Origin of the sequence: Tenacibaculum holothuriorum (genome assembly GCF_002120225.1) — a bacterium.
Classification (GTDB): domain Bacteria; phylum Bacteroidota; class Bacteroidia; order Flavobacteriales; family Flavobacteriaceae; genus Polaribacter; species Polaribacter holothuriorum.
In genome coordinates this window covers 1-21858 of sequence record NZ_LAPZ01000019.1, presented here as the reverse complement: position 1 = coordinate 21858, position 21858 = coordinate 1, and the positions used below count along the sequence as shown (strand labels likewise).

The following is a 21858-nucleotide window of genomic DNA, read 5'->3' as shown; positions in this document are numbered from 1 at the left end:
CAGGTTCGAGTCCTGTTCCCGCTACTAAAAAGAGCAACCATTTATGGTTGCTCTTTTTTTTGCATTAATAAAAACTATTACAAAATTTAATGAAAATTAATTAACTGCATTATTGTTATTTATTTCTGAAAGAGGAATTGGTAAATATGAATGATTGGTAGCGTTAAAGTTGGTTCTTCCTGCCGCTTGCATTGCTTGGTCAAGCATTCCCCATCTTCTTAAGTCGAAAAAGCGTACCGATTCTAAAGACAATTCCATAGTACGTTCGTGAATTAATTGTTGTTTTACATCTGCTTGAGAACTTACAGTTATTGGAGGCATTAATCCATGAATATTTCTAATGTTATTGATGATTGAAATGGCTTCGCTTGTACGACTTACTTCATTTAATGATTCTGCATACATTAATAGAACATCTGCATAACGCATTAAAGTAACATTTAATCCTATATAGCTGTTATTCCATACGTAATTAGGTAGCCATTTTCTATAATATACCTTATTATCGTTGGTATTGCTGTATTGCCAATTCATTAATTGATCCCAAGTGTAGCCTTGCATTCTTGGGGTAGATGAGTCATTGTAGTAGTCGTCTCTAAAATATAAAGTACCATAAAGTCTGTTGTCGTATAAACCATTGCTTGCAATTTGTCCTTCAGATTTCATGGTAGCTTCTAAGGCTTTAGTAGCTTCTAAACCTCCCCAGCCTCCAATAGACCAATCTCCAATAAATGCATGTAAACGAGTTGCGTTCCATGAGGTTGCATCACCAGTTTTAAATTGTAGCTCGAAAACAGATTCTGAATTATTTTCATTTTGACCATTAAAAAGGCTGAAATAATCGTTAACAAGAGCATAGCTTCCTGTATTTCCTTCGACTACAGGTTTAAAAGCATCAATTGCGTTTTGATAATCTGTGCCTTCTGAAGAACTAGGGTCGCCAGCTTTATGTAGATAAACTTTTCCTAAATACGCTAATGCTGCTCCTTTTGTTGCTCTACCGACTTCTGTGTTTTCTTTGTTGGAAAGCATTGTAGAAGCGTTTTTGAAATCATTAATTATCATTTCCCAAGCTTCAGGTCTAGAAGCTAAAGCTTTGTCTAAAGTAGAGGCAGTAGGAAGTTCTTCTCTTAAGATTATTTGCTCAAATAAGGTTAGTAGTTTAAAATGATAATAACCTCTTAAGAAAGTAGCTTCTCCTATGATTTGTTTCTTTTCATCTGCTGAGATTTTATCTGGTCCCATTTCACCAACTTTGGTAATTACTTGATTAGCAAAGTTGATTCCTTTGTAGTTAGTTTCCCATAAAACTTTAATGAATATATGTCCGTTTGTGTAGTTGAAATTAAACATGGACATCCAATGTGAATAATTAGCAGCATCTGGACCAGGTAAAGAATAATCTGATCTAAAATATTCTACAACAGGTCTTCCTTCTTGCCAACCATCCCAGAAATTACTTCTAGATTCTAATTCAGAATAAACAGCGGTTAAACCTTCTCTTGCATCTTTTGCATCTCGCCAAAAGGAAGATGAAGTTAATTGGTCTGGAGAGCTTTGGTCTAAAAATTCATCATCATTACATGAAATAAATCCTGTGAATAATGCTATTGCTAAAACTTTATTTAAAATTTTCATATTTTTTATATTATAGTTGTAATTGGAAACCTAAAATAACTGACTTAAATTGAGGATATAACGTTCTGTCGATACCTCTGGATAAAACAGATCCGCCTACTTCTGGATCTAAACCGCTGTAGTCTGTAAATGTGAATAAGTTTTGTCCTGTTACGTAGAGTCTTAACTTACTAACATTAATTTTGTCTAGGATATTTTGAGGTAAAGAATACCCTAACTGAATTGTTTTTATTCTTAGGTAACTACCATTTTCTAAGAATCGAGTAGAAGCACGATTATTTCCATTAGGGTCGCCAAGAACGGCTCTAGGAATGTTTGTGTTCGTATTTGTAGGAGTCCAAGCATTTAATGTTGAACTTTCAAAATTTCTACCACTATCCATTCCTATGGATTGAAATCTATTTCCGTTATAGATTTTATTACCACCTACACCTTGAAAGAATATATTAAAATCAATTCCTTTATAATCTGCATTTAAGTTTAAACTGTACTCGTAACTTGGTAATGCACTACCTTGGTAAACTTCATCGTTACTATCTAAAACTCCATCTCCGTTTTGATCTATAAAACGAACGTCTCCAGGGGCTGCGTTTGGTTGTAGTGTTCCATTGGGATCGTGAGTGTCTATTTCTGCTTGTGATTGAAAAATACCGTTTGCAACTGGTAAAAAATAAGCCCCAGGTTCGTATCCTAATTTAGTTTGATTCACAAAATGATCTGCCCCAAATAAAAGGCCAGCTCCTCTTAGGATTTGAGATTCGTTACCTAAACGAGTTACTTCACTTTTTAAAGTAGAGAATGTGGCAGTAGCTGAAAAGTTTACATCACTTATTTGAGTGTTGTAGTTTAGGTCAAATTCAAAACCGCTATTTTGAAATTCTCCGAAGTTAACTATTGGGTCATTATCAATGCCAGGGTTGTCTGGTAATGCTCTTGTTAATAAAACTTTATCACTTATGGTGTTGTAGTAGTTAATTCCTCCTTTTAACTTTCCGTTTAAAACGCCATAATCTAAACCAATGTTAGTAGAAGTGCTTTCTTCCCATTGTAAATCTACATTTTCTAAATCTCGTACAATGCTACCAGTAGCAGAAGTTTGAGGATCGCCAAAAACATATCCACCATTTCCTTGGCTACTTCCTTGACGAATTCTAACTTGTTGGTCGTAGTATCCTAAAGCGGTATCGTTACCTGCTTGTCCCCAACTAGCACGTAGTTTTAAGAAACTGAAAACGTCTTGATTTTCCATGAATTTTTCTTCTGTAATTTTCCAACCGGCAGAAAAAGAAGGGAAGATTCCGTATCTTCTATTTTTACCAAATTTAGATGAACCGTCTCTACGAATACTTGCTTGGAATAGGTATTTGTTTTTGTAAGTATAGTTGAATCTACCAAACTGAGATACTATATTATACGTAGCATTAGAACCAGATCCTGAAAATGTAGCTTGAGCAGCACTAAAAGCATTTAAGGTATTAAAACTATTGTCTAGTAGTTGTACAGGTTCTCTTGTGCCATTTACCTCTCTATATCCTTGAGCTTGTACGTAGTTAAACTGAGATTGGGTAGAAATACGCTGGTAACCTGCTAAGAGCTTAAAATCATGATTTCCAAAACTTAGGTTATAATCTGCTGTATATACTTGGTTTATTTTTCTTAAAAACCCATCGTTTTCTGATATGAATGCAAAAATATTATTCTCATTAGTATCGTTATCTCTAGCTCTAAATGCAGTGTTAAAGCTGAAATCGAAGTTAGTTTGGTTAGAAAAAGAGTAGTTAGCTTTTAGATTTAATCCTTTTAATATTTCATATTGAGCACTAAAATTCGTTAATAAATATCTTAATTTAGTATAGCGTTGTCTGAAATGATCATCGGCAACGGGGTTTCTGTGGTCTCCAATTTGTCCATCTCTATAACCAAATCCAGATTCTTTTGTATCGTCATAAACAGGGATTAATGGTGATATTCTAAAGGTTTCTCCTAAAGAAAATTTGTAAGGATTTCTCTTAGTTTCTGAATAATTAATGTTTGCTGTTAATGTAACTTTATTTCTTTTTAAAGTTCCGTTAACAAAGAATCCTTTTCTTAAGAAAGAAGAGCCTATTAGTAATCCTTTTTCGTCAGCATAATTACCACCAAAACTATAGTTTATGTTTTCTGAAGCTCCTGAAACTCTTGCGCTAAGTAAGTTTAGGTTTCCATCTCTATGAGTTTCGTCTATCCAGTTAGTATTAATGTCAGAAGGATTGGTTACGTAATTTGGTAATTGATTGCCTGCATTTTCATACATTTGTCGGTGAACTTTTACGTATCCGTCGGCATCTAAAAGATTAATTTTTTTACGTTGAGTGTTTACACTATAAGATTGTTCAATTTCAATGCTAATTTTTCCTTTTTTTCCTTTTTTAGTAGTAATTATAACAACTCCATTAGCACCTCTAGTACCATAAATTGCTGCTGAAGAAGCATCTTTTAAGATTTCTATAGATTCAATGTTTCTTGGGTCAATAAAATAACTGTCGGCTTCAACACCATCTACAATGTAAAGCGGTTGATTGTTACCGAAAGAAGCAATTCCTCTAATTAAAACACTAGCAGAACTACCAGGTGAACCTGTAGATGATGTCACACTTACACCAGCGACTCTTCCTTGTAAAGCTTCGGCAGCTGTTGTGGTTGTTACTTTTGTTAATTCTTCAGATTTAACTTGCCCTATTGCTCCTGTTAAATCGCTTTTCTTTTGAGTTCCGTATCCAACAATTACTACTTCATCTAAAGACTCACTGTCTTCTTCTAATGTAATGTTAATTATTGTTTGATTTTCCACGGTTTTTTCTGTGCTTTTAAAACCGATGTGGTTAAAAACTAATACGGATGAAGGTTCGGTGTTGATTTGATAATTTCCATCAAAATCGGTTTCTGTTCCTTTTAAACTCCCTTTAATAATTACTGCTGTACCTACTAAAGGTTCTCCGTTTTTATCAGTTACTTTTCCTGTGATTTTTTTTTCCTGAGAAAAAAGGTTAGTAGAAAGTATTAGTAAAAAACAGACTAGTAGGGTTTTTGTCTTATTTAAAAATAAGATTTGACTTTTTTTTAGTTGTCTTTGTGTCATAAATGTTAAATTAAAATATTTGTAGTTTTTATTTTAACCTTTATATATTATAAGTTATTTAAAGGTTTTTAGACTTTAAGATTAATTAAACTCTTGGGCTAATTTAGAATTCAAATATTTAAAAACAAACTAGTACCTACCAGTTTGTTTTGTTTTTAATAATTTATATATTTGTTTTATGAGTGTTGTTCAAATACAAGAAAAAGCAGGAATTCCTAAATACAAGCAAATAGTTTCTTCTATAGAGAATGCAATTACTTTTAAGAAGGTTAAGAAAGGAGATAAGTTGCCATCAATAAATAGTATCAAAAACAAGTATAAGTTATCTAGAGATACTGTTTTGTTGGCTTACAATGAATTGAAAACTAGAGGTATTGTGCAGTCTATTCCTGGTAAAGGCTATTATGTAAATAGTGAAAGTGTTCATATTACCCAAAAGGTGTTTTTGCTTTTTGATGAGCTTAATGCTTTTAAAGAAGATTTGTATAAATCTTTTATAAAAAATTTAGGAGAGAATATTGAGGTAGATATTTTCTTTCATCACTTTAATTATGAGGTTTTTAAAAAATTAATTTTTGATAACGTAGGTAATTATCATACTTATATTATTATGCCTGCAAAACTCAAGGGTATTGCACATATACTCGATAATTTACCCGATGATAAGGTGTATTTATTAGATCAAACAAACGACGAGTTTAAAAAGTATCCTGCAATCTATCAGCCTTTTGAGAAAGATATTTTTAATGGCTTGTTAGATGGTGTCGATTTAATTAGGAGATATGATCGGTTAGTTTTTTTGTTTCAGGAAGATAAGCAGCCAGATGGTTTATTAAGAGGATTTGAGAAATTTTGCAAGATGAATCGTATTCATGGAATTAACATTGATTCATTGGAAAATTTTACGATTGAAAAAGGAGATGCTTTTATTATTCCAGATGATAGGAACCTTATACGAATTATTAAAAAGACTAAAGAGTTACGTTTACGAATAGCAAGAGATATTGGAGTCATTTCATATAACGATACCTTGTTAAAAGAGATCGTAGAAAATGGAATCACAACGATATCTACAGATTTTAAAGCTATGGGAAAAAAACTTGCTACTATGATTCTTAATAATGAAACTGGGAAAATTGAAAATGAGAATAAATTAATAATTAGAAATTCAATTTAAAGAGTTGCAAACAATAAAATATTTACATGAAGATAAGAGTGTAATCTCTATCCAAAAAGGAAATTCAAAAGCTCTAATATCGTTAAAGAATGGAGGGAGTTTGGTTCATTTGACTCTTAATAATAAAGTTGTTGTTAAAGACTTTTCTGAAGAGATTAGTTATGAGTTCTCTTACGCGTCCGCTATTCTTTTTCCTTTTGCTAATCGAATTTTAAACGGAGAATATGAGTTCCAAAACAAGAAGCATCAATTAAAGCAAAATGCTCAAGGAAAAGATGCTATTCATGGGTTGTTATATAACAAGGTTTTTACAGTTACTAATAGAGAACAACATACTAATTATACTTCGGTAACATTAACTTATAATCAAGAAATAAAAGAAAACGGATTTCCCTTTCTTTTTAAGGTGAGCCTAACTTATGTTTTGTTTGAAAAGGAGTTAAGTTTAAAGGCTACTGTAACCAATAAAGGTGTGAATTCTTTTCCTTTTACAATTGGTTGGCATCCATATTTTTATGCTGTTAGTAGAGAGGAAAGTTTTCTAGAATTTAAAACAGAAAAGAAAATTATTCATAATGAAAAAATGATTCCAGTTAACATGGAGGAATGTAAGCTTTCTGGTAGTTTTCAGATTGCAAACCAAAAATTAGATAACTGTTATTTGTTAAAGGAAAATTACATCGTTTATAAAACAGAAGATTATTCAATTAAATTGAGTTCTTCTTACGATAAAAACTTTATACAAATATATACTCCAGAAGTAGATAATTATTTGGCTATAGAGCCTATAACTGGACCTTCGAATAGTTTTAATAATAATTTAGGTTTAAAAACCTTATTGCCAAAAGATACGTTTAACATTCAATGGACTATTCAACTGCAAGATGAATAAAACAATAATTACCATATTAATACTAATAGTTGCTTTAAGTTGTAAAACAGAAGAAAGTGTAAAAGTAACTCCTACTTTTAAACATGTTGTAGCTCACAATAATCTCTTGAATTATACTGTAACTCCCAAAAATAAATTCGATAAAAGTGGATTAATGTTTTCCGATCAAGGAGCGTGGTTTGCTTATGCTTTTTCAGAAACAAAAAATAAAGCAGGGTTTTCAGGGCCATTTTTAATGACACAACAAAACGGAGTATGGAGTAGTGAGAAATTAGCAGCGTTAGTTATTAAAAATCAGCAATGGGTAAATCGTACAACAGTCAGTTATAATAGTCATCTAAAACAAGTATATATTTCTAAAAATTTACAACTCGTTCAAAAATTAGTATTTCGTTCGGGACATACAGCAATTATACAATCTGAAATTAAAAACATTTCAGATGAAACACAAATAGTAGAATATCAATGGGAGAACACTCCAGTTTTAGCAGATGGATTAAGTTTGTCTTCCGAAGGAAAAGAAATAAAAATTACTTCAGAAAAAACAAATGCCATTGGGTATCTTCAATTTCCTGTTGAAATAGCATATTGTAAAAATAATGCATATCAAACTAAGCAATCAGAAGTTAATCTAAAGCCCAATGAAACAAAAACAGTAACTGTTTCTCAAACTTTTATTTTTCCAGAATATTCATGGGAAGAAGAACGAAAAAATAGTAAATCAACAAATTTTGATAAACTATTAAATAAAAGAAAGCAAGAAAAAGAAACGCAATTAAAAGCTTTAATAAATAATAGGAAACCACAGTTTAAAGACTCGATTTACGCACAAGTATTAGCAAAAGCACAGTTAACATTACAGAATAATTGGCGTATTCCTGCAGGAGAAATTAAGCACGAAGGATTATTTCCAAGTTATCATTATGTATGGTTTAACGGGTTTTGGTCTTGGGATTCTTGGAAGCACAGCGCAGGATTAGCGTATTACAATATAGAATTAGCAAAGAAGCAAATTAAACTTATGTTCGAATTTCAAAATGAAGATGGTTTTGTTGCAGATTGCGTATATAGAGATACGACGATAGAAGCTCATAATTACAGGGACACCAAACCACCATTATCAGCATGGTCTGTAGTGAAAGTTTTTGAAAAAAGTAAAGACACAGCGTTTGTACAGTACATGTATCCTAAACTTAAGAAATATCATTCTTGGTGGTATGCAAAAAGAGATCATGATAGGGATGAATTATGTGAATATGGCTCAACAGACGGAAGTTTAGTTGCTGCAAAATGGGAAAGTGGAATGGATAATGCCATTCGTTTCGATAATTCTAAAATACTTAAAAATAGTGAAGATGCATACTCCTTAAATCAAGAATCGGTAGATTTAAATGCTTATTTATTTGCTGAAAAACACTATTTAAAAACACTAGCAAGAATACTTAACAAAAAAGAAGAAGCACAAATTTACCATAGAGAAGCATCTGAATTAAAAAACAAAATACAAGAACAGTTTTACGATGCTAACGATGGTTGGTTTTATGATACAAATTTAGAGGGAAATCAATTTATAAAAGGAGAAGGGAGTGAAGGCTGGACGGCGCTTTGGGCTAATGCCGCAACAAAAGAACAAGCCGATAAGGTGAAGGAAAGGATGATGAATCCTGATAAATTTTACACAAAAGTTCCTTTTCAAACTATGAGTGCAGATCATGAAAAGTTCGATCCATTAAAAGGGTATTGGAGAGGTCCAAATTGGTTAGATCAAGCTTATTTCGGAGTAAAAGCACTTCGTAATTATGGGTATAATTCAGAAGCAGATAAAGCGACAATACAAATACTAAAAGGAGCAGAAGGTATTTTACAAAAAGGACCTGCAATTCGAGAAAATTATCATCCGCTTACAGGAGAAGGATTACATGCACACAATTTTAGCTGGAGTGCAGCGCATATAATTATGCTATTACAAAAAGATTAAAACAGATGCAGATAAGGCGTACAACATTGAAAGATTTACCAGAGTTAATGCGCATTTTTAATTATGCACAACGCTATTTGGCTTCGTTAAATATAGATCAATGGCAAGATGGTTATCCAGATGGAAATCGAATACTTACAGATATAGAGAATAAAGAAAGTTTTGTCGTAGAAAATGAACAACAAGACATTATTGCAACGTTTATGTTTACAACTACAAGCGAGCCAACTTATAATGAGATAGACGGAGGTTGGGTAACATCTGTAAAAGCAAAATACGGAGTTATTCATAGAATAGCAGCAGGCGAAAATTGTACAATAAAAGGTATAGGAAGTAAAATAATAAACCATTGCGAAGCCATATTAAAAGAGCAGAAAGTAGGTTCACTGAGAATTGATACACACAAAGATAATTTAGGTATGCAACACATTTTAAAAAAGCTTCAATACCAATATTGTGGCATAATTACATTAAAAGGAGGTGCAACACGATTAGCATTTGAAAAATTAGTATAGAAAATAGAATAATGGACTACACTACTATAAAAATAGATACGATACAAGCCGAAGCTATTCTTTTAGAATTGTTTGATGTTAAAGGAACAGCAAAAGAATTACCAGGAGAAGTTGATTTTAATTTCAGAATTAAAATTAAAGATGAGTATCGATATATTTTAAAAATATCACGACCAGAAGAAGATGAAGATTATTTGGATTTTCAGCAAAAATTATTACAATTTGTAGAACAAAAAGGCGAACATTTAATAAGTCCTAAAGTAATAAAAGATAAAAACGGAAATAGTATTTCAGAAATTATTGATGCGAATGGAAATAAACGAAAAGTTCGATTACTAACTTGGGTTTCTGGTAGAGTGTGGAGTAGTGTTAATCCGCAATTAGATGATTTACGATACAGTTTAGGAGAACAATGTGGTTTGTTAACACAAGCATTACAGGGTTTCAATCACAAAGAAGCACATCGTGATTTTCATTGGGATATTGCACAAGCATTATGGACAATTGAACATTTAGACTTATTTTCTGTTGAAGAGAAAAGTATTTTACAATATTTTCAGCAACAATTTAAAAACAGTCAAGACACTTATTTAAAGCTTAGAAAAAGCGTTGTACATAACGATGCTAACGATAATAATGTTATTGTTTCAGAAGATCTGTTATTCCCAAAAGTAAAAGCAGCTATAGATTACGGAGATGCAGTTTATACGCAAATTATAAACGATTTGGCAATAACTTGTGCTTATGCGGCGATGCATCATAACAATCCATTATCGGCAGTATTACCTATAGTAAAAGGATATCACAGTACATTTCCTTTACAAGAAGAAGAATTGAAACACTTGTATGTTTCTATAGCAATGCGTTTGGTAATATCGGTTACTAAATCAGCAATAAACAAACAAAAAGAACCAGACAATACGTATCTGTTAATATCAGAAAAACCAGCTTGGAAACTTTTAAAAAAATGGTATACTGTTGATGAAAATTTTGCTGAATACTCTTTTAGAATTGCATGTGGATATGAAGCGCATCCAAAACAAAAGGCATTTGAGAATTGGGCAAAACAACAGTCTGTTACACTTACAGATATATTTCCTTTGGTTAGAAAAAAAGAAGTACTTAATTTAGATTTAAGTGTAGAAAGTTTATGGTTAGGACATGTTTCTGAATTTAATGATATAGATGTTTTTCAATTTAAAATAAATCAATTACAAAAAGAACATCCCACAAAACTTATTGCTGGAGGTTATAACGAAGTTCGTCCGTTGTACACTTCTTCAGAATTTGAGCGTATAGGAAACTCAGGAAGAGAAAACAGAACAACACATTTAGGGATAGATTTTTGGCTACCAGCAAAAACACCTGTACATGCTTTTATAGAGGGAGAGGTTGTTGTAGCTACCAATAATGATAAATATAAAGAATACGGTGGACTCATCATTTTAAAACACCAAGTAACTCATTTTGAGTTTTATTCAATATACGGTCATTTATCATTAGCTAGTGTACAAGATAAAACTGTAGGAACAACCATAAAAAAAGGAGAACAAATAGGAATTCTTGGAACATCAGAAGAAAATGGACACTGGGGACCACATTTACATTTTCAACTAACACTTTCAATGTTAAATTATAAAGACGATTTTCCAGGAGTAGCGTTTCCGTCTGAGATTGAAGTTTGGAAAAGCATTTGCCCGAATCCAAACTTATTTTTTAAGCTAGAAACATTAGAGTCTAAACGCAGTATAAATAATCAAGAATTAATTGAGTATCGCAAACAATACCTAGGGAAAAGTTTAAGTCTTCAATACGAAACACCAATTAAAATGGTGAGAGGAGAAGGTGTTTATTTAGTAGATCAATATGGGAATAAATATATAGATACGATAAATAACGTAGCGCATGTTGGTCATGAACATCAAGCTGTAGTAAAAGCAGGCCAACAACAAATGGCTTTGTTAAATACCAATTCGCGCTATTTACACGAAAATATCAATCAACTAGCTAAAGAACTGATAGAAACGTTACCTCCAGAATTAAATGTTTTACATTTTGTAAACTCAGGGAGCGAAGCTAATGAATTAGCTATGCGAATGGTAAAAGCACATACAAAACAGTGTGATATAATTGCTTCAGAAGTTGGTTATCACGGAAACTCAAATAAATGTATAGATATTTCATCCTATAAATTCGATGGGAAAGGAGGGAGTGGAGCACCAGAACATACGCATATATTTCCACTACCAGATACTTTTAGAGGAAAATATACAGGAGAGGATGCGGCTCAAAAATATGCCGAAGAAGTACAAAAACTCATAGAAGGAATACGACGTAAAGGAAGAAATGTTGGTGCATTAATATTAGAGTCAATTATTTCTTGTGGCGGACAAATAGAATTGCCGAAAGGATTTTTACCAAAAGTTTACGAATTAATAAGAAATGCTGGAGGTATATGTATTTCTGATGAGGTACAAGTAGGTTGTGGTAGAGTAGGAAAACATTTTTGGGGATTTCAGTTGTACAACGTAGTTCCAGATATTGTTACTATAGGAAAGCCTTTAGGAAACGGGCATCCTTTGGCAGCGGTAGCTTGTACTCAAGAAGTAGCAAATTCTTTTGCTAACGGAATGGAATATTTTAACACTTTTGGAGGTAATCCAGTGTCTTGCGCTATAGGAACAGCGGTGTTGCAAACTGTAAAAAGAGAACAATTACAAGAAAATGCTTTAGAAGTTGGTAATTATTTAAAAAGAGAATTAGAACAATTAGCAAAAGAATTTCCAATAATTGGAGATGTAAGAGGACAAGGTTTGTTTTTAGGTTTTGAATTGGTAGATGTAAATAAAAAACCACTGACACAACAAGCGGTTTATTTAGCAGATCGAATGAAAGCTCATAAAATATTAATGAGTACAGATGGAAAAGACAACAATGTACTGAAGATAAAACCACCGATTGTATTTGCCAAAAATCATGCAAAAGAGCTAATACATTACCTAACAAAAATATTTAAAGAAGATTTTATGCAAGTATAAAATCTAGCATAAAGTAAGATTTGAAAACTAGGTTAACCAAACACAACTTATGAAACTAAAAATATTATATGTTCTATTTTTATGCATAATTCTTAGCTGTAAAAAACAGTCATTAGAAAAAGTAGAGGAGCAAAAAAATCATTTCAATCACCAAATACTTGAAGAAAACAAACTTGCACCAAGAGCTTCGTTTTTTGCATTCGAATCTGAAGATGTTTCAGAAAAAGAAAATTCAAAACGATTTTTAAGCTTAAATGGAAGTTGGAAATATCATTGGGTAAAAGATCCTAAAAAACGTCCAACTACATTTCAAAATATAGCATTTGATGATTCTAAATGGACTACCATTCCAGTACCAGCAAACTGGGAAGTAGAAGGATTTGGAAAACCAATTTATTTAGACGAACGCTATCCATTTACTACGAAATGGCCAGAAGCACCAACGGACTATAATCCAGTTGGAACTTATCGAAAGGTAATTAATCTAACAAAAGAGTTTCTATCACAAGATGTTATCTTGCATTTTGCTGGGGCAAAATCAGCAATGTATGTGTATGCAAATGGTAAATATGTGGGCTATTCTCAAGGAAGTAAAACTCCTGCAGAATTTAATATAACAAAGTATTTACATGAGGGCAAAAACCTAATTGCATTGCAGTTATTTCGTTGGTCAGATGCAAGTTATGTTGAAAGTCAAGACATGTTACGTATGAGCGGAATTGAAAGAGATGTGTATTTGTATAGTAGACCAAAAGTTTATATTTCAGATTATCATGCAAAAACTACATTAGACGATTCTTATACAAAAGGAATTTTAAACGGGACAATTTTTATTACCAATGAAACTGATAAGGAAGTTACTCAAAAGCTAAAAGTATCTTTAAAAAATCAGTTTGAAGTTTCTAAACAAATTACAATTCCTGCAAACTCAACGATAGAATTTAAAATAGATAAAGTTGTAGAAAATGTAAAATCATGGTCGGCTGAAGCTCCAAATTTATATGGATTAAATATTTCTCTAAACAACAATCAATTTGTAAAACAACAAATCGGATTTAAACGCGTAGAGATTAAAAATGCACAAATTTTAATCAACGGAAAAGCAATTTATTTTAGAGGAGTAGATCGTCATGAAACCGATCCACATACAGGGCATGTGATTTCAAAAGTATCAATGCTAAAAGATATTTTGTTAATGAAACAAAATAATATTAATGCAGTTCGTTCAGCGCATTATCCTAACGATCCGTATTGGTTAGATTTATGCGATAAATATGGTTTGTATGTTATAGACGAAGCGAATATAGAAAGTCATCCGTTAGCCATTTCTAAAGATACGCAAATAGGAAATGAGATGAGTTGGTTACCAGCACACATGGCACGTACAAAACGCATGTATTATCGCGATAGAAACCATGCTTCCATTTATTCTTGGTCATTAGGAAATGAAGCCGGAGAAGGAGAAGTGTTCAGAACAACTTATAAGTGGCTTAAATCGCAAGATGATAACCGAATTGTACAATACGAGCCAGCAGGAAAAGAAGATTACACAGATATTTATTGTCCAATGTATCCAAAACTAGAATACTTAATCAATCATGGAAAATCGAATTCCGATAAACCATCTGTAATGATTGAGTATGCGCATGCTATGGGAAATTCTGTAGGGAATTTGCAAGATTATTGGGATATTATCGAGAAATATCCAAACCTTCAAGGTGGATATATTTGGGATTGGGTAGATCAAAGTTTAGAGTATAAAGATGAAAATGGAAAACCATATTTAGCTTACGGACATGATTATCATCCAGATTTACCAACAGATGGAAACTTTTTAAATAACGGATTGGTAGATCCGTATCGTAATCCGCATCCGCATTTATCAGAAGTGAAAAAAGTGTATGAACCAGTACAGTTTTATTTTACACCAGCTCAAGGTTATGGTCATTTAATATTAGAGAATAAAAATTTCTTTAAAGATCTTTCTGATAAACAAATTGTTTGGGAACTTTTAAAATCAGAAAAGATTATAAAAACAGATAGTATTACTATTGCACATTCGCCACCACAAGTAAAAATTAGTTATTCTATTAAAGGTATTCCAAGAGAGTTAGATGCTAATTCAGAATATATTATTCGATTTATTTTAAAACAAAAAGAAGCAAAAAATGGTGTTCCAGAAAATCATGAAGTTGCTTGGGATGAATTTGTAATACAAAAAGGAAATCAGAATACAAACGATATTTCCAAAGATGATGTATTAAATGTAATTTCAACAGAAAAAGCATTCCAAATAAAGAATGATAAAATAGATATTATTATCAACGAAGAAACGGGAGAAATTACTTCATGGAAACACAAAGGAGAAGTTGTAACAACTAATCCAATTCAACCTAATTTTTGGCGACCACCAACTGATAATGATTTAGGGAATGGAATGGACAAATGGGCAAAAATTTGGCAAGAAGCAAGTTATAAATACACATCGAAGTTAGTAAAGCAACCGCAAAAAATATACAACACAGTAGTGTATTCAGTTTCTTATACAACACCTAATAATGAAGCTGAAGTGTTGGTAAACTATCGAGTGAATAAAAACGGAAGTTTACAAATAGATTATGTGTTTACACCTAAGAAGGAAAACTTACCAAATATACCAAGGTTAGGAATGTACTTAACATTAGATAAATCATTTACCGATGTTTCATGGTATGGAAAAGGGCCAGAAGAAAGTTATTGGGATAGAAAAACAGGACAGAAAACAGGGGTTTATTCAGGTAAAGTAACGGAACAATTCCATAGATATTCACGTCCACAAGAAACAGGAAATAAAACTGATATTCGTTGGGTTGAAGTTACTTCAAATACATTGAAGATTAAAGTTAGAGGAAATCAATTGCTAAACACCAGCATATGGCCATTTGCTATGGAAGAGATAGATTTTAGCAGTGATGAAGCAGGGAAATCGGCATCAGGATTAGTGCCGGTAACCAAAAAGCATGGGGCAGATATTAAACTAGGTAAAACCGTACAGTGGAATATTGATTACCTACAAATGGGAGTAGGAGGAGATACTTCTTGGGGGCGTTTGGTACATCCAGAATATACGATTCCGGCTAATAAAACGTATAAGTATTCATTTATAATTCAACCTAAAAAAATATAATTATGCAATTTGTTACCTTCTTAGCTTTTACACTATTAGTAGCTATAATTTCATACTACAAAAGCAAATCGAATAACGAAGAAACTTCCGATGGTTATTTTTTGGGAGGTCGAAGTTTAACAGGTTGGGTTATTGCAGGTTCTTTATTATTAACCAATCTTTCTACAGAGCAAATTGTAGGGTTAAATGGAGCAGCTTTTAAAGAAGGAATTTTAGTAATGGCTTGGGAAACCTTGGCAGCTATAGCAATGGTAATAACTGCAGTTGTATTATTGCCTAAATATTTAAAAGGAGGAATTATAACAGTGCCCCAGTTTTTAGAAACTCGTTACGATAAAATGACCAAAACCATTACGTCTGGTTTATTTTTATCAGGATACGTAATTGTATTATTACCAATAGTTTTATATACAGGAGCTTTGGCTCTAAATAGTATGTTTAATATACCCGAATTGTTAGGAGTGAGTAAGACCATAGCTTTATGGATAACGGTTTGGTGTATTGGAATTATAGGCTCTATTTATGCTATTTTCGGAGGATTAAAAGCTGTTGCTATTTCAGATAGTATTAACGCAATTGGTTTGTTAATTGGCGGAATGTTAATTCCAATTTTCGGATTACTTTTAGTAGGAGACGGAAGTGTTTTTGATGGGATAACTACCTTAATGAAAAAAGCACCAGAAAAATTTAATGTAATAGGTGATTCACAATCTTCAATTCCTTTTGGAACTATCTTTACGGGAATGATGTTAGTACAATTGTTTTATTGGGGAACTAACCAAGCAATTATCCAAAGAGCTTTAGGAGCAAAAAATTTAAAAGAAGGACAAAAAGGATTAATCTATGCTGCATTTATTAAAATATTAGGTCCTTTAATTGTTGTTTTACCAGGAATTATAGCTTTTTATATTTTTGGAAGTGCTTTAGAAAATCCAGATGAAGCCTATCCAGAATTAGTAAAAAAAGTGCTTCCGACAGAATTGGTAGGTTTTTTTGCAGCAGTATTATTCGGAGCAATATTATCATCTTTTAACTCTGCCTTAAATTCATCAGTAACCTTATTTGGTTTAGATATTTATAAAGCCCATATAAATACAGAAGCAAACGAAAAACAGGTTGTAGCAGCTGGTAAAAAGTTTGGAGTACTATTAGCTATAGTATCTATGTTTGTTGCACCTTTGTTAATGTATGCAGGTAGTATTTTTAACTATTTACAAGAGGCAAACGGAATATATTCAATTCCTATTTTAACTATAATTGTAGTAGGATATTTTACAAAGTATGTTCCTGCTAAAGCAGCAAAAATCGGTATTATATCGGGTTCCATTTTATATATAATCAGTCAATTTATATTACAACCTTTTGTGTTTGGAAAAGAAAATTACCCGCATTTTTTACACGTTATGGCTATTCTTTTTGTGTTAAATACTTTAATTATGTTAGTTATAGGGAAGTTGCAACCACGTAAAGAAGCATTTAGTTTGTCTTATACCAAACAAGTAAATATTATACCTTGGAAATATGTAGGTGTTGCAGGAGCAATTATATGTGTTATTGTTATTTATTCATACATCTATTTTTCGTAATAAATGAATCATCATTTAAAAGAACAAGTACAACACATGTTTAAAACGACTTTTAAGAAAGAGCCGTTGCTTGTGTTTTCTCCTGGGAGAATTAATCTAATAGGAGAACATACCGATTATAATAACGGATTTGTTTTTCCGGCTGCAATAAACAAAGGAATTTATTTAGCTATTGCAAAAACAGAAGCACTAGTTTCTACAGTTATTGCTTTAGATGAAAATGAGACCTTTCACTACAGTCTTAAAACGATAAAACCAGAGACACAAAACAGTTGGAAGAATTATGTTTTAGGAGTGGTTAATGAGACACAAAAACAACACCAATTAACTAGTAATGTCGATATCGTCTTTGGAGGTGACGTCCCTATAGGTTCTGGAATGTCTTCATCTGCCGCATTAGAAAATGCAGTAGTATATGGTATAAATTCGGTCTTTGAATTAGGATTGACTAAACAAGAAATGATTTATATTTCTCAACAAGCAGAACACAATTTTGTGGGTGTAAAATGTGGTATTATGGATCAGTTTGCTTCTATGTTTGGAAAAGAAAAAAAAGCTTTGTTGTTAGATTGTAAAACATTAGAACATGAAGAATATTCAATACAATTAGACGATATAGATATTGTTTTGATTAATTCTAATGTAAAACATGCATTAGCAGAAAGTGAATACAACGAAAGGAGACTTGTTTGTGAACAAGTTGCAGCAAAACTGAATCTTGATACTTTAAGAGAAGCATCATTTCAAATGTTAGAAATGATTAAAGAGAAATTAACAAAGGAAATTTTTGAAAAAGCAAATTATGTATTGCAAGAAAATCAGAGAACACAACTAGCAGGAGTAGCTTTAAAAAACAATAACATTTTTGAATTAGGAAAATTGTTGTACGCATCTCATGAAGGATTATCAAAAAAATATAAAGTAAGTTGCAAGGAGTTAGATTTTTTAGTTGAAAAAGCTAAAATATCATCAGCAGTAATAGGAGCTAGAATGATGGGAGGAGGTTTTGGTGGTTGTACAATTAATTTAGTGAGAGCTTCAGAAAAAGAAGCTTTTCAAAAGTTTATTAAAGAAGCTTATTCAAATGAATTTAATAACGAATGTTCAATTTATGATGTAAGTATTGTAAACGGAACTCAAATTATATAAGCTGTAGGCCTATAATTACTGATATATCTTATTAATAATGAATACCAATCTTATAAATTATTCTCATAAGCGATATAATATTTTAACTGGAGAGTGGGTACTTGTATCTCCACATAGAGCTAAGCGTCCATGGCAAGGGCAACAAGAAGAAACTTTGAATAAAACTAATATAGTTTATGATGAAAACTGTTATTTGTGTGCTGGAAATGTAAGAGCCAACGGAGAGAAAAATCCACAGTATACTAATACTTTTGTATTTACAAACGACTTTGCAGCATTGCAAAAAAATAATCCCAGTTTTTCTTATGAAGACGGGTTGTTAAAAGCAGAATCTGAACAAGGTATTTGTAAAGTGGTTTGTTTTACTCCAAATCACTCAAAAACACTTGCAGATATGTCGATAGCAGAAATAATAAAAGTGGTTACTACATGGCAATCAGAATACAGTGAATTAAGAAAAGAAGACTTTATTAATTATATTCAGATTTTTGAGAACAAAGGAACTGTAATGGGATGTAGTAATCCACATCCTCATGGGCAAATTTGGGCACAATCTAGCTTGCCTAATGAAGTGATAAAAAAAGACCAACAGCAAAAAAAACATTATAAAACACATCAAACATCATTGTTAGGAGATTATTTACAGCAAGAATTGGTGAAAAATGAACGTATTATTTTTGAAAACGAACATTTTGTGTTGTTGATTCCTTTTTGGGCAATTTGGCCTTTTGAAACAATGATAATTCCAAAAAAGAAACAAGCTTCTATTGTAGTATTAAATACTGAAGAACGTATTGCTTTTGCAGAAACTATTTCTAAAATTACTCAGGCTTACGATCGATTATTTAATTGCTCTTTTCCATATTCTAGCGGTATTCATCAAGCACCAACAGATGGTGGGAATTATGATTACTGGCATTGGCATATGAGTTTTTACCCACCATTATTACGAAGTGCTACTGTTAAAAAGTTTATGGTAGGTTACGAAATGTTTGGTATGCCACAAAGAGACATTACAGTTGAAAGTGTAGCAAAAAAAGTAAGGAATTTAATAAGTTAAATTTTTGTATGAGTTAAATGATTTTATAGGATTTCAATAAACATAAAAACCCTTGATAAATCAGGGGCTTTTACTTTTGATTAATTTTGAAAAGCTATTGATTTATTGTTTAAATAATTAATAGCTCTTTCTAAAACAGGGTCTTTTTCTTCCATAAAATCTTGAAGAGATCTTGAGATTTTTATATTAGGTTGAATTCCATGTCCTACAAACTCACGACCATCAGGATATATTTCTTTTTTTATACAGATTCTTGCCCAACCTCCTCCAGGAAGTTTAAATGACATGGGCATTCCAGTAGTTCCTGCTGTAGCCTCACCAATTTTTATCATATGTTTTTGCTTGTCAGTAGCAACTAAAAAATCTTCAGATGATGAAGCGGTAAATGGACCAATCAATATAACGGTAGGAATGACTATACGATCTGTCTTTTTAAAATTATTAGTAAATGTATTAAATGGTATTTTATAAAAATAACTGTCTTTAGCAGTTAAATAAGCTCTACTTAACATTTTTCTATTTTCAGAGCTTCCTTGAGCAGTGTCTTTTGCTCGGATTTTATATCTTGTTCCATAAAGCTTGAATAGAGGATTGTATGATAGTATTTGAGATTTTGAATACTCAATTTCATTATCATTTGTTAAGTTTTTTAGTATAGAAAAAGCATGAGTAGAGTTTCCTCCAAAGTTTTTTCGTAAATCAATAATTAATCCTTTTGCTTTTTTTATTTCTGAAAGCTTACTTTTAAATAATGAATCTATTTTAACACTTTCAAAACTGTTTAGAGCTACATATACTGTTTTGTTTTTTAACCATTTGAAATTGAAAATTCCTTCTTTTATATTATTAGGATACATTTCTTTTTCGGTAACTGGTTTGATTGTTAGTTTTTTAGAAAGAATTTTTCCATTAGGTTTTTTAAGTTTTAGATTGAAAACTGTTCCTTTTGGTTGATAAAACATTTGTGAAACAGAATAAGCCTTTAAAAATGGTTTGGTACTGTAGGCAATATGTGGGTTAACATATTTTTCAAGATATTTATTTGTAGGAAGATTATTGACTTCAATAATTTCAGTGCCTAATGGGATTTCATTTTTTTTACTTTTATTTATTTTAGTTATAATGACTTTATCTTCAATTCTTTCCAAAGAAAATTTATAATTTCCAAATTCTCCATTAAGCATAAATTGATTAAAAGAATTTGGAAAAAATACATTGGTATGCCCATCTTTTAGTGATGCTGCAAACTTCTGTAGTAAAAGATAGTATTCGTAATCGTTTTTCGTTTTTTGAACTTTTTCTATTAATAATTTATAGTCCGATTCCCATTTCTTTTTATTAATTTTATTAAGATAGGCAAAGTTAAAGTTAACTTCATTCCAATATTTAGATAAACCATATACCTTATCTGTGTTAGAAATAGTATTAGGTAATTTAGTTTGAGCAGCAATCTTTCCAATAAAAAAGATGGTTAAAAATAAAATAAAAGTTTTTTTCATAATTTGTTTCTTTATTTATATGAAAACAAATTAAAGAGTATGGATTGAAGAATTTGCTACCCAAAAAGGTAGAATTTAAGTTTGTGATAATATAGGTGAATTAAGTTAAATTATTATTTTTTACAAAAGAAATTGCATCAGAGATTGAAGATACTTCTAATTTTTCGAATAATCTTTTACGATGAAATTTAATTGTGTTGGGAGATAATGAGATTTCATTGGCAATTTCTTCAACTTTAAAACCTCTCATAGATAGATGAATAATTTCTCTTTCTCTTTCAGTTAATTTTATTACTTCTGGAGATTCCCAAAAATCTCCTTCCTCATTGTATTGCAGGTATCGTTGATTTCCCTTTTTATATATTTTTATATTACCCGAATGGTTAGAGTTTGAAAGTGATACGATAGCAATAGCTTTCCAAATTTTACCAGAATTAGTTAAAAATAAGGGGGTTAATTTTCTATTTACTAATATTTTCTTTCCTTCTTTATTGATAAGATGAAAATCATATGATATAGAGTAGTCAATTCTTTCTTTTCTTGGAATTGTTTCATAAAAATCAAAAGCAATTTTTTGTATTTTAAAAAGAAGTTGAATGTCTTCTTTTGTAACATGTTTTAAATAGAAATTGTATCCCATTTCTTTTACTTCTTTAGCTGTATTTCCACATAAAAATAGTGGGTGCTCAGAAACATATTCAAATCCTTTTTTCATGTAATCACTTACAAAAACACAATTGTTGTTTAATCTAGCAAAAGCTTTTATAGAGTTTAGATAATATGAAGTTTGTAAGAAATCCTCCTTTGAAATTTCAGTTACTGTATTTTTAAAAGAAAAGAAATCATCAGCTTTTTGCATTATATTTTTTACTTTTAAAAGTATAGAATTTTATTAAAGTATTGAATAGATATTAAAAAAATCAAATCAATAAGTAGGTTAAAAAATATTTGTTGATGTTTTTTTAAGGTTTATTTGGAGAGTAATGAAAAATATTAGTACATTTGCCCTCGCAAATCGCGGGATAGAGCAGTAGGCAGCTCG

General features: G+C 31.3%; 13 protein-coding genes. 9 read left to right on the top strand and 4 right to left on the bottom strand.

Going from position 1 to position 21858, the window contains the following annotated elements; all coding sequences use genetic code 11:
* Positions 1-96 precede the first annotated feature (96 nt).
* On the bottom strand, positions 97-1638 hold the full coding sequence (locus WH52_RS14595) for a RagB/SusD family nutrient uptake outer membrane protein (RefSeq protein WP_086031711.1): 1542 nt from the start codon (positions 1636-1638) through the stop codon (positions 97-99).
* A 10-nt stretch (positions 1639-1648) separates the two neighbouring features.
* Positions 1649-4756 carry a SusC/RagA family TonB-linked outer membrane protein gene (locus tag WH52_RS14590; RefSeq protein WP_086031710.1) on the bottom strand — a complete coding sequence of 1036 codons (3108 nt, stop codon included), beginning with the start codon at positions 4754-4756 and terminating at the stop codon, positions 1649-1651.
* A gap of 178 nt (positions 4757-4934) precedes the next feature.
* On the opposite strand from WH52_RS14590, the gene WH52_RS14585 reads away from it, so the two are divergent.
* From WH52_RS14585 to WH52_RS14545, 9 genes are read left to right on the top strand one after another with little or no spacing between them, the layout of a single operon-like run.
* A complete protein-coding gene (locus WH52_RS14585; protein ID WP_086031709.1) occupies positions 4935-5933 on the top strand; it encodes a GntR family transcriptional regulator in 999 nt (332 codons plus the stop codon).
* A 4-nt stretch (positions 5934-5937) separates the two neighbouring features.
* Entirely contained in the window at positions 5938-6825 is an 888-nt protein-coding gene (locus WH52_RS14580) for an aldose 1-epimerase (protein WP_158091381.1), read from the top strand.
* Positions 6818-8803: an MGH1-like glycoside hydrolase domain-containing protein gene (locus tag WH52_RS14575; RefSeq protein WP_086031707.1), complete on the top strand. Its 1986-nt coding sequence runs from the start codon at positions 6818-6820 to the stop codon at positions 8801-8803. The genes WH52_RS14580 and WH52_RS14575 overlap by 8 nt, the downstream gene beginning before the upstream one ends.
* 5 nt (positions 8804-8808) lie before the next feature.
* Positions 8809-9318, top strand: a complete 510-nt coding sequence (locus WH52_RS14570; RefSeq protein ID WP_086031706.1) for a GNAT family N-acetyltransferase — start codon at positions 8809-8811, stop codon at positions 9316-9318.
* Positions 9319-9329: 11 nt separating this feature from the next.
* Positions 9330-12356 (top strand): aminotransferase class III-fold pyridoxal phosphate-dependent enzyme, encoded by a 3027-nt coding sequence (locus WH52_RS14565; protein WP_086031705.1) that lies wholly within the window; start codon positions 9330-9332, stop codon positions 12354-12356.
* A gap of 49 nt (positions 12357-12405) precedes the next feature.
* Positions 12406-15522: a glycoside hydrolase family 2 TIM barrel-domain containing protein gene (locus WH52_RS14560; RefSeq protein WP_086031704.1), complete on the top strand. Its 3117-nt coding sequence runs from the start codon at positions 12406-12408 to the stop codon at positions 15520-15522.
* 2 nt (positions 15523-15524) lie between these two features.
* Positions 15525-17108: a solute:sodium symporter family transporter gene (locus tag WH52_RS14555; RefSeq protein WP_086031703.1), complete on the top strand. Its 1584-nt coding sequence runs from the start codon at positions 15525-15527 to the stop codon at positions 17106-17108.
* A gap of 3 nt (positions 17109-17111) precedes the next feature.
* Positions 17112-18257 (top strand): galactokinase, encoded by a 1146-nt coding sequence (gene galK, locus WH52_RS14550; RefSeq protein WP_086031702.1) that lies wholly within the window; start codon positions 17112-17114, stop codon positions 18255-18257.
* Between the two features lie 37 nt (positions 18258-18294).
* Positions 18295-19317, top strand: coding sequence for a UDP-glucose--hexose-1-phosphate uridylyltransferase (locus WH52_RS14545; protein WP_086031701.1), 1023 nt, complete (start codon positions 18295-18297; stop codon positions 19315-19317).
* An 80-nt stretch (positions 19318-19397) separates the two neighbouring features.
* On the opposite strand, the gene WH52_RS14540 is transcribed toward WH52_RS14545, so the two are convergent.
* Both WH52_RS14540 and WH52_RS14535 read right to left on the bottom strand, forming a co-directional pair.
* Positions 19398-20816 carry a S41 family peptidase gene (locus WH52_RS14540; protein ID WP_086031700.1) on the bottom strand — a complete coding sequence of 473 codons (1419 nt, stop codon included), beginning with the start codon at positions 20814-20816 and terminating at the stop codon, positions 19398-19400.
* Between the two features lie 100 nt (positions 20817-20916).
* Positions 20917-21675 carry a response regulator transcription factor gene (locus tag WH52_RS14535; protein ID WP_086031699.1) on the bottom strand — a complete coding sequence of 253 codons (759 nt, stop codon included), beginning with the start codon at positions 21673-21675 and terminating at the stop codon, positions 20917-20919.
* Positions 21676-21858: the final 183 nt, after the last annotated feature.